Source organism: Nostoc sp. UIC 10607 (assembly GCF_047228265.1).
In the GTDB taxonomy this organism is placed as follows: domain Bacteria; phylum Cyanobacteriota; class Cyanobacteriia; order Cyanobacteriales; family Nostocaceae; genus Nostoc; species Nostoc foliaceum_A.
In genome coordinates this window covers 25316-37006 of the sequence record NZ_JBIQNW010000057.1, presented here as the reverse complement: position 1 = coordinate 37006, position 11691 = coordinate 25316, and the positions used below count along the sequence as shown (strand labels likewise).

At 38.6% G+C, this 11691-nt stretch carries 6 protein-coding genes (1 of these 6 running past the window's edge); 5 read left to right on the top strand and 1 reads right to left on the bottom strand.

From position 1 onward, the window contains the following. Positions 1-25 precede the first annotated feature (25 nt). Positions 26-808 carry a hypothetical protein gene (locus ACEYW6_RS29195; protein ID WP_412982504.1) on the bottom strand — a complete coding sequence of 261 codons (783 nt, stop codon included), beginning with the start codon at positions 806-808 and terminating at the stop codon, positions 26-28. Positions 809-1440: 632 nt separating this feature from the next. Between ACEYW6_RS29195 and ACEYW6_RS29190 the strand changes: the two genes are divergently transcribed. From ACEYW6_RS29190 to ACEYW6_RS29170, 5 genes are all read left to right on the top strand, one after another. Continuing rightward, complete coding sequence (locus ACEYW6_RS29190) at positions 1441-2439, top strand: Rieske 2Fe-2S domain-containing protein (protein WP_412982503.1); 999 nt, start codon at positions 1441-1443, stop codon at positions 2437-2439. Positions 2440-3815: 1376 nt separating this feature from the next. Further along, the gene (locus tag ACEYW6_RS29185) at positions 3816-4364 is read left to right on the top strand and encodes an EF-hand domain-containing protein (protein ID WP_412982502.1); all 549 of its coding nucleotides are present in this window, start codon (positions 3816-3818) and stop codon (positions 4362-4364) included. 495 nt (positions 4365-4859) lie between these two features. Next, complete coding sequence (locus tag ACEYW6_RS29180; RefSeq protein WP_412982501.1) at positions 4860-5978, top strand: acyl-CoA dehydrogenase; 1119 nt, start codon at positions 4860-4862, stop codon at positions 5976-5978. Positions 5979-6052: 74 nt separating this feature from the next. Beyond that, a complete protein-coding gene (locus ACEYW6_RS29175; protein ID WP_412982500.1) occupies positions 6053-7729 on the top strand; it encodes a pyridoxal phosphate-dependent decarboxylase family protein in 1677 nt (558 codons plus the stop codon). Between the two features lie 67 nt (positions 7730-7796). Beyond that, positions 7797-11691, top strand: partial view of an SDR family NAD(P)-dependent oxidoreductase gene (locus ACEYW6_RS29170; RefSeq protein WP_412982499.1) — the 5' portion only. Its footprint extends 3725 nt past the window's final position; only the first 3895 of its 7620 coding nucleotides appear in the window; it begins with the start codon at positions 7797-7799; its stop codon lies beyond the right edge, outside the window.

Here is an 11691-nt window from a genome sequence, read left to right as displayed (position 1 = left end):
CGTCCCCCTCTCTGTCACCCTTGTCTCAGTAAAATCCTCCATATATCAAGCATTCAGGACTTTTCTGCACCAGTAAGACCCGCGGGTCTAGTCTTGGCTTGTAATTACCTTTGTTAGTGTTTTTGGGCAATAATCCCACAAAACCATTGCCATAAATTTCAGTTGCTTGTTGATAAGCTTTACGCCAGCGCCGAATTGTGCGGGTAATTCCCACTGGAGGATGGCTAGAAAGGTAAGGCAATAATTGAGTGTAGCGGTGATTAGCTTCTACAATATCTTGCGGTTTCGCGTGACGCAATAATTCCTCTAGCTGCTGTTGTTTTGCTGTACTTTGAATAGGTGCAACAGTTATTTGACCGTCTTGGATCAGTTTAAAAACTGTAGCATTTGGCAGTTCTACAAACTTACCATCTGTCCTCAGTAATCCTGTTGTCGTTGTTCCTGTGTTTACAACATCCCAGGATTCACCATCCCAAGACAGAGATTTACCGACCGCAATTTCAACGGATTGAAGGTTGCTAGGTATACTACTTGGCTTGACGGATGTTATTCGTTCGTAAGCGAGTGCTATTTCCCGGTTGGCAAAAACTTTTACTTGTTCAGGTTCGGATAATCTAGCTGTATTTAAGTTGACATAGATTTGCTCAGTTGCAATCAAAGTATAAATGTCATCTAAGCTGGCTTTTTGGTATGCGATTTTAATCAAATCCGCTAACACTATGCCTGGATTTGTTTCTACTATCGCTAATACTTTTCTGGTTACTTGATTATCTATTGCAACTGGTTCTAGATTCAAGTAATCTTCCAACCAGATAAAGTTCTAATGAGTCAGTTGCTTAATTCTGATTCTAAATTTATCTAAACACAGGTGGTGATTTGCTAATATATATTGATTTAAAACTTTAAGGTTGCTTATGTAAGTACAACTAGTGGACAACTTTCAGCTGATTTTTCAACTTGGTGACAATTTATGCCTTGATTTTTGACTTTGAGACAATTTTTGGCTGTATTCGTTTTATGGCATCAGAAATTTTCCTACGATAGTATCAGTGTTTCGCCTTCGAGGCGGACAACTTATGCCTTGTATACTGGACATATTGTGCTTAAAGTTACAATAGCCCTAAATGTCTTAACTGTCCTTGCATTCTCGGTAAAAATCTGGCAACCTGTTAACAATGGTCTGCTGTTGTGGTGAAACCAGACACACCTTAAGTAACTTACAAGTTATTAATCTATTGCTTTATCAAATTTATTAAGTGTCTTAACTCCCCTGATGTTTTCGTTATGCTCCTGAAAAAATATCAATGTATGTATATTGAAAAACTACAAACTTTTGAGCTTACTTAATATTTTTTTTACATAGTTATTTTTATCTGAACCTTTCTGCTCTTAATAGTTAGCAGAACAATATAAATTCATACCAAATGAGCTTAAGCATATATGAAAAAACGTTTTCCGTTTACCTCATTTCCCAATGGTTGGTTCCGTATTTCTTACAGTCATGAACTACCACCTGGAGGTGTTAAACCGCTCTACTATTTTGGAAAAAACTTAGTACTATTTCGCACTAAACAAGGTTCTCCTCATGTACTTGATGCTTATTGTCCTCATTTAGGAGCACACTTGGGTTATGGCGGTCATGTTGAAGGTGAAACTATTCAATGTCCGTTTCACGGCTGGTGTTTTAATAAGTATGGAAAATGCACAGATGTACCTTACGCAAATAAAGTTTTACCTAATGTACAGATTAATACTTGGCACGTTAGAGAAATTAACGGTCTGATTTTTGTGTATTACCATGCTCAGGGAGAAGCACCAAAATGGGAATTACCACAAATACATGAATTAACTTCTAAAGAATGGACTCAGTTAAAACAAGGTAGCCAGTGTCAAATTAATTCTCATGTTCAAGAACTGCATGAACAAGTCGTAGATATTGCTCATTTCCCAACAGTACATTCTGATCATTCTACAAAAAGTCAGGGTTCGGAGATAGATGGCTCGGTTTGGAAACAACGTCTTCTTTCAAGACAAGCTCTTGAAGTTGCAAAATTAAACTTGCAGATAGAAACTCAAATCGAAATAATTCTCTATGGGTTGGGCTATAGCTTACAAAGATACTCCATAAGTGGAATTGGTCAGCTACAATTCATTCTACTATTTTTGACAACACCTGTGGATGAAGAGTATCTTGAAATACATATGCTTATTAGTGTGAAGAGCTTTTTTACCAAAACCATAGCCTCAGCTTTGACACCATTGCTGCTCAAGGTGTTGAAAGATGAAGTTGAGAAAGACTTTCCTATTTGGAAAAACAAGCTTTACCGTACTCATCCTATACTCTGCGACGGTGATGGTGAAATTACGAGATATCGCTATTGGGCTAGTCAGTTCTATTCTGAACTCGCTGAAATATCTAATAACAATTCCCCAAAATAGAAACCATCTAGTAGACAAAATCATTTTTTTGTGAATTTTTGCATTGCACATCTGGTGATGGTCTAGTTTTATGATTTTTTTCTAGAGTCAGTAGACCGAAAAGTTTTGCGATGCCTTCTCTACGAGGCGCTACGCGAACGGCGGGCGTAGCCATCGCTAAAAAATAGTAGTGTACGATACCGTTTTTGAAGGAATGGAAAAAATGGTATGTCCAATAATCGGTTCAATGGCACTACGGCATTTGAGCAATTGTTTGAGAAAGCCAGAGCGTTTACGGTTCCCCACTAACAGCTTTTTCAGGCTTTGAAACCCCCATTCTCTTGTAGGGAAGGCTTGCTCGGTGGGTTAGGTTTCCGAGGTTTAGATGTTACCAAAAATACTTTTAAAACATCCTCTAAGTTTTACTTACCTCAATGATTTTTTCTTACTTATGAGAAATGTGGGGGAAACTCCCAGTATCTTCGCTATTGCACGAGAGTATTCTATGACCTGTTGATGTTCTTCGGGAGTCATGGATTCACCTCGCATTGATCACCAGGGCAAACGCATCTAAATTACTATTGATCACAAAGAAGGTTAAGAACCAACGAAAAAATCAGGATTTCGCGTTTGATTATCTTTTAAGCCCCAAAGCGGTCGCCTAAAATTTTCGCAACAAGCAAGAGTTAATGACATCCTTTTAAAGTCTGTTGACAATAGAATTTGCTTATTGACATGATGCGGCCGCCCTGCATTGATCACTTAATAATGTCTAATTACTTCCCTACATTATATTTATGTAACAATCTTTTGTTCTTACTTATTTATTATTAATGGGAGAATAAAAATTGAGATACACCGCACCCTAAAAGACTCTCTTATTTTATGTCCTAAGTGCCTTGACAATTGCTATAACTGTCTTAACTGTCTTAACTGTCTTAACTGTCTTAACTGTCTTAACTTTTTTAAATGTTTTAACTGTCTTAACTGTCCTTGTATTTCTACTTTTAATATGAAATAATGAGTCTAAATAATTCATTAGCTTATGTTTGAAAAATAACTCATGTATAGCTATTGAAATCGAAATCTAGGTTGGAGTTAGTAGATAAATAAATTTTATACTTCTAACTAATAACCATTAAATAAATCGATTTCAAATTATGCAACTAGTATTTAAAAAACATGGGCAATTGGTTATTTATACATTGTGTATAACTTTCCTCGAATTAAGATGAAAAAGTAGCTAGAATGCAAGTTTAATCACCTGAAAATGTATATAATCTATTGATTTTGCTTGTTTTAAAGCTCTCTTGCTCATCAAAAAGTTGCGAAAGTAATACAACTTGTCTTCTATTTAGAAGACTTAAAATTTTTAGCAAATATAAAGGACAAAAGTTATGGCATTGTCAGAACTCCAAAAGCGCAAGCTAAAAGTTGAATTTCAAAGTTATGATTTAGATGGTGATGGGACAATAACTCAAGATGACTCTGAAGGTCTTCTTACTCAAATAGCTAGAGTCACAGGTGTAAAATCAGGAGCATCCGAGTACGAACAACTAAAATCAGAGTACCAAAAGCATTGGGATGAATTAAAGAAAATAGCTGATACTGATGGGAATGGTGAAGTAAGCTTAGATGAATGGTACAGTTACAGCGAAAGCATTATCAATGACCAAAATCAATTTGATCAATACGTAATAGCTTCAACAAATCGGCTTGTAGAATTAGTCGATACTGATAATGACGGTAAACTTACTCTACAAGATTACAAGCGGTTCTTCACAGCTTATGGTTTAGGAGCAAGTGAAGAAGAGGCAATCTTTAAAAAGCTTGACGCAAATGGTGATGGTTTTGTCACAAAGGACGAGGTTACAAAGCTTGTCCGAGAGTTCTATCTCTCTCAAGATGAAAATGCTCCTGGTAACTGGATTCTTGGTAAATTTTAATGATTGCTCGGCTGGCACTTTTACTAACCCTTTTATCTCACTCTGGAGCAAAATATTGATTTTTCGTTAGCTAAAATCATGAAAAATTGTCATTTTGTTCAAGATTGATCGAAAAGTAGTAGGAGTCTCCAAAGTGTGATTCGTAGATGGCTGGATTTATTAAAATTCAGCCATCTAGTAAAGAGAAAAACTTTACGTCCGGATCTAATATGAAAGAGGCAGAGGATAGTACCCACCCTCGACCAATAAATAAAATATCTAGTCGTTTCAATCATATTTTTTGCCAAATTATGATTTAATTTTTAATGCTTTCACTTTTCGAGCAAAAACGACCACGGGGTATTTTATGACTTATACCAATTCTCCAAAAGGAGGCTACAGATGATGACGAGAAGACGGGGTAATTGATGTGTTACAGGATTTTAGAGATATTAGTATTTCTGACATCTACATCTACTTTAGAGCTTGTTATAGTAAACTTATAAAGCGAATCTTATGATTCTAAGTCAAGAACGAGCAACCCTCGAAAAGTTTTTTCCAGGATTGGATGCAGCTCTTTTAAATATTCCTCTGCTAGAAATGGAAAGCCGAAATAATCCTGCTTTCCAAGTTTTTAGGGAATTTGGTGGGCCTGGTTTATTAATCCCAACCGAGTATGCTGGTCTAGGAGCATCCCCACTCCAAGCTATTCGCATTCTACGTGCAATTGCAAGTCGTTCTCCTTCGTTAGCAGTTGCAACGACTATGCACCATATCACAGTAGTTATGACTCAGGTGATGATCACTAATCAGCCTGGTTTTGCTCTACTAGAGCGTGTTGCTCAACAAAACCTCTATTTTGCTTCTGGCTTTGCAGAAGGACAAGTAGGACAGAACATACTTGCTTCATGTATGCAAGTCAAAGAAACTGTGGATGGTTTAATCATCAGTGGCAGCAAGAAGCCCTGTAGCTTGTCTAGATCTATGGACTTGATAGCTGCTAGTGTCACGCTTCCAGCACACGGAGGAAACGAAGATGAATTAGTAATGGTAATTATACCAGCGAGTGAACCAGGGGTAGAGCGCTACCCTTTCTGGGAAACTTGGCCTCTTACAGGAACAGAAAGTGATGAGGTCAGACTTCAAGAGGTTTATGTACCCCAAGAATGTATTTACTATATGGGTAAGCCTGGTCATTTAAATTCGGTACAGGCTCAGACATTTATTTGGTTTGAACTATTCATCTCAGCTGCTTATCTTGGCATTGCTAGTGCTTTAGTTGAGCGTGTATTCAAAGATGGCAAAGGTATACCTTCTGAGCGTGTTTTACTAGCAACAGAGGTGGAAGGTGCAATGGCTGCACTTGAGGGTTTGGCTTATTCCATAATGAATGGAGAGAAAGATGATAAAACAGTAGCGAAATCTCTATTTGTACGTTATTTGGTTCAACGTGCGATTGCATGTGTTACAACACAGGCTGTGGAAATTTTAGGTGGTATGTCATTTGTTAAATCATCTGAGGTTGCTTACCTACTTGCTTCTGTCCATGCTCTCGCATTTCATCCCCCTTCACGCCTCAGTATTTCACCAGCATTAGATAAATATTTATTAGGTGGAACTCTTTCTCTAATGTAACAAAGTTAAGAACCTAATTATAAAATAAATTTTAAAATCTTATCATAAAATTCTTTGATAAAACATTAATAAAAATGCAAAAAAAATATAGTTTGTCTTTAGAAAACACAAAATTAAGTAATTTACTTTCACAGTACAGCCAATATTTTCTTACTAGCAAAGGTTTGGATAATGATTTTTTAGAATCTATTATTGAGCTATTAACAGGATTAAAAAAAGTACTAACTGATGCAAATTTAACAGATTCGATAACTACAGAATTCAAATTTGAATTAGGAATAAACAAAATTCCTAAAAAAGGTTGGTCAATTGAAGAAGTTATTCAAAACATTATACTAAATTATTTAGGAAATGTCCCCAATTACTCAGCAGGTTATGCTCCTCTCAATGTCATTCCACCCTCTTTAACTCCAGCTATTCTTGCTAAATTCGCTTGTGCTATTATTAATCCAAATTTAGTTTATGAAAGCTATGCTGGAAAAGCGATTGAAGCTGAACAGTTAGCTATCTCACACATAGCTGAAATTATAGGTTTTGAACCAAAAATATCAGGAGGATATTTTACATCAGGAGGCTCTGCAAGTAATTACTGGGCAGTTCGATGTGCCCTTGAAAAGACATTTCCTGGTTTGGGAAAAAAAGGCTTTAAAGCTTTTTTTGATAAAGATCCTGTGGTTATACAATCAGTTCTTGGTCATTACACCAATATCAACGCGGCTCGGTTACTTGGTATCGGAACAGAAAATGTTATATCTATTCCTGCCACACATAATTTTAGTATATCTTTGCCAGATTTCGAATCTCAAATGGAGGAAGCAATCAAACATCAAAAACAGGTTGTCTGTGTATATTTAATTGCTGGACAAACTGATTCTTTCGGTATAGATGATGTCAAAAGTGTTGTTGAGATTTGCGAAGAACTATGCCAAAAATATAATGTTTCTAAACCACATGTTCATGTAGATGCTGCTGTAGGATGGATTTATGGTATATTTAAAAATTATAATATTGTTAATAATCCATTAGGATTCGATCCAGATACTATTGATATTATTCAGAAATTAAACTGTCTATACTCTAATTTATCTTATGCAGATTCTGTTACAGTTGATCCTCACAAACATGGTTTTACATCTTATACTTCTAGTGCCTTAATTTTTAAAAATAGAAGAGATTTGTTGCTGCTTCAAAAAGATGTAGAGGAAACCCCCTATTTTACTGAAGATATTTTCTGCTCATTTCCAGGTGCTTACACGCCTGAAAGTTCTCGTCCAGGAGATGGCCCTTTAATGATTTTGGCTAATTTATATGCATTAGGCTATGAAGGATACCAAACTATTATTGGTTATGCTATCCAACAAAGCATCATTTTTAAATCTAAATTGCAATTCAGTTTTAAGAATTCTGTTCAAGTTCTAAATAAAAATGTTCCCGGGACAAGTACACTTTGGCGATTTTATCCACCTGGTATTGAAGCGCAAGAGGCTTACAACAGAGAGTTGTTTGGAACTAGTGAAGAAGATTGTAGTTTTATTCAAAATATAAATGACTATAATCACAATCTTTTTATAAAAAGCAAGAATATAAGAAGTTCTGATACACCTATTTTAGGATATTCTCATCAGGTACTTGTAAGCAAATCAGGGATGCCAATTAGTGGATGGAAATGTATATTAATTCATCCCTATGTCAATATTGTATCAATAATTGATAATCTTCATATTCTCTTAGATATGGTTGTAAAAAGCTGATCCATTAACGCCACCAAAGACTGTCAACAAAATGTATTAAGTCTTCAAATTTTAATTAGTAAAACAAATGAGAAAATCAGAAGATTTAGTTGCAATCATTGGTATGGCGTGCCGATTCCCTGGAGCCAAAGACTATCACCAGTTTTGGAATAATCTTGAAAAAGGAATAAACAGCATAACCGAGATTCCTTCAACTCGGTGGGATATTGAGAAGTTTTATTCCTCAAATCCTGATGAACTCAACAAAAGCATTAGTAAATGGGGTGGATTTCTTGAAGATGCAGACAAATTCGATCCCATGTTTTTTGGTATTTCACCCCGAGAAGCAAAACTGATAGACCCTCAACAAAGGTTAATGCTGGAGCTTAGTTGGTCATGTATAGAAGATTCTGGTTATTCGCCTACAAACTTATCAGGAACTAATGTAGGTGTTTTTGTTGGAGTTTGTAATTTTGACTACAAAGAATTGCTGGAAAAGCACCAAGATCATATTGATGGTCATACCTCAACAGGTACTTATACTTGCATTATTCCGAATCGGATATCCTACTTTTTTAATTTTCATGGCCCCAGCGTACCTGTAGACACGGCTTGTTCAAGCTCACTTGTGGCAATCCATCAGGCAATCAATGCGCTTAAAGAAAAGGAATGTAAGCTGGCGCTAGTCGGTGGAGTCAGCGTTTTGTCTACACCTACCTATTACATTTCTTTCAGTAAATTGGGTATGTTGTCACCTGAAGGACAGTGCAAAACCTTTGATGCGAAGGCAGATGGTTATGTTCGAGGTGAAGGGGCGGGGGTTATTCTATTAAAGCCTCTTAGAAATGCAATTAAAGATAAAGATCGTATTTATGGCGTTATTAGAGGAGATGCTGTCAATCATGGCGGCGCTGCTCGGACTTTAACCTCTCCTAATGCCTATGCTCAATCACAAGTCATTCGATCTGCATATACAAAAGCAAGCATTCCACCTAATACAGTGTCTTACATCGAAGCTCATGGCACAGGTACCCCATTAGGCGACCCGATTGAAATTAATGGAATAAAACGAGCATTTACACAACTGTATCAACAGTACGGGATTCGGCAATTTAATGAACTCTATTGTGGATTAGGTGCAGTCAAGACAAATATTGGACATTTGGAAGCAGCAGCGGGAATAGCTGGAGTAATTAAAGTCTTATTGGCAATGCAGCACAAGAAATTGCCGAAAATAATTAATTATGAGCAACTGAATCCTAGAATAAAATTAGACAATAGTCCCTTTTACATCGTAGAAGAAACAAAAGATTGGCAGCAGTTAAGGACAAAAGAAGGAGAATTTATCCCCAGGCGAGCTGGTGTGAGTTCCTTTGGTTTCGGCGGTGTTAACGCCCATGTAATTTTGGAAGAGGCACCAGCACCAAATTGTACGGTAGCGCAAGTTGAGCGCCCTCTCCATCTATTGACTCTTTCAGCAAAAAGTGAAAAAGCTTTAAAGGAACAGGTACAAGCTTACGAAGCTTATCTGAAGTTGTATTCAGAGGTATCCATAGCCGATGCTTGCTTTACGGCAAACACAGGGCGATCGCATTTTGACCATCGCCTTGCTGTTGTCGCAGAGTCCACCATCCAATTGCACGACCAACTAAATGCTTTCGCCCAAAGTAAGGAAAATTTCGATCTATACAGCAGCCATTTACACAGAAGTAGTCCCCCAAAAGTAGCGTTTTTATTCACGGGTCAGGGGTCACAGTACATCGGGATGGGGCGCTCTCTCTACGAAACGCAGCCCACCTTTCGCGCCACGATTGACCGTTGCAATGACATTCTGCTTCCTTATTTAGATGTACCTTTGCTAAAAATTCTTTATCCAGAAGCAGGAGAAACTTCACCCATACATGAAACAGCTTACACTCAACCTGTTTTATTTGCCATAGAGTATGCCCTAGCAGAATTATGGCAGTCTTGGGGGATTAAATCCGCAGCAGTAATGGGTCATAGCGTCGGCGAATACGTAGCTGCTTGTGTGGCAGGGGTCTTCAGCCTGGAAGACGGTCTAAAGTTGATTGCTGCACGCGGACGATTGATGCAAGCGTTACCTGCTAATGGGGAAATGATTGCCTTGTTAGCCTCAGAATCTCAGGTAGCGCCAATTATTGAACCTTATGTAAATCAAGTAGCGATCGCTGCCTTTAACAGCCCTGAAAGTGTGGTTATCTCCGGAGATCGCGATACTGTCCGCTTAGTGGTGGTAAAACTAGAAGCAATGGGAATCAAGGCCACACCTCTACAAGTGTCCCATGCTTTCCACTCTCCCTTAATGGAGCCAATGCTGGCGGAGTTTGCGCGGGTGGCAAGTGAAATAACTTATTCTTCTCCAAAAATTGACTTAATTTCTAATGTTACTGGACTAGCAAAAGCTGAAGTAGCTACAGTTGAATATTGGTGTCAGCATATCCGTCAACCAGTGCGCTTTGCCACAGGCATGGAAGCGCTATATCGTGCAGGTTATGAAGTTTTTGTGGAATGTGGCCCAAAACCGATTTTGCTGGGAATGGGTCGTAAGTGCCTACCAGAAGTAGCCGGTCGATGGCTGCCTTCTTTGCGTCCAGGGCAGGAAGATTGGCAGCAAATACTTGAAAGTTTAAGTCAGCTTTATTTGGCAGGCGTGCAGGTGGATTGGTCAGGCTTTGACCAAGACTATGAGCGACAAAAAGTTGCACTGCCGACATACCCGTTTCAAGGACAACGGTACTGGATTGAAACAACCCAAAAACCCTCAATCCCAAATTCTCTTCATCCCCTGCTTGGTCATCGGTTACGATCTGCTCATCAAGATATTTTGTTTGAGTCCTCCTTCAGCGCCGATGCGCCAGCTTTTCTCAAGCACCATTGCGTCTACCAGAAAACTGTTCTGCCTGCCGCTGCTTACTTAGAAATGGCGGTAGTCGCTGCGATCGCTGTCTTCAAATCTGAGAATTTGGTTATAGAGGATCTAATTATCTCTGATACGCTGATTTTGCCAGCAGAAAAAATCCAAACAGTGCAGTTGATTCTTACCCAAAACTCCGCAGAGTCTGCATTTAGGATTTACAGCTTGCAAACGGATGATGACGAATCCTGGAAATTACATACCTCCGGCAAGATTGTAGTTAAAGAACAAAAGCCACAACCAGAGCAAGTAAACCTCTCCCAGTTAAGGAGTCGCTGTTTCCCAGAGATATCTGTCAAAGCTTACTATCAACAGTGTCAAGAGCGGGGCATTAATTACGGTGCAAGTTTCCAAGTTATTGAACAACTATGGCGGCAGCAAGGAGAAGCTTTAGGGCGCATTCGGATGCCTGAGACATTAGTAGCCGAAGCTTTGGATTATCATCTGCATCCGGTGTTGCTGGATGGTTGCTTGCAAGTGGCGATCGCAGTTTTCCCTGAAATAGTAAAATCAGAAATTTATTTACCCGTAGCCGTAGAACGCTTAGAAGTCTACAACCATCTGGGGCTGAACCTGTGGAGTCATGCTCAGTTACGCCCAGTTAAGGGTTTAAATCCAGAAACCTTGACAGCTGATTTACGCTTGTACGATGAAAACGGAACCATTGTAGTTCGAGTTGATGGGCTTTCCTTCAAGCGAACCAGTCAAAAAGCGATACTAGCAACTACCGACAAATCTTGGTTAGACTGGCTTTATGAGGTGGAATGGCGACCCCAGGCGAATTTTAGCCATTTTCTACCACCGGACTATTTACCGACTCCTGCTGAAATTAGCGATCGCCTCACGCCTGTGCTAGCTGAGTTCAGTCCGCAACCGCAACTATTAAATCAACTTGAAGCTTTGAGTGTGGTTTATGTTTTGTATGCTTTCAAACAACTGGGATGGAAGTTTCAATCCCAGACAACCTTTAGCACTGCATCCATAGCAGAGCAATTAAGTATAGTTAGCCAACACTATCGACTGCTAAATCGTCTGCTCGAGATGTTGG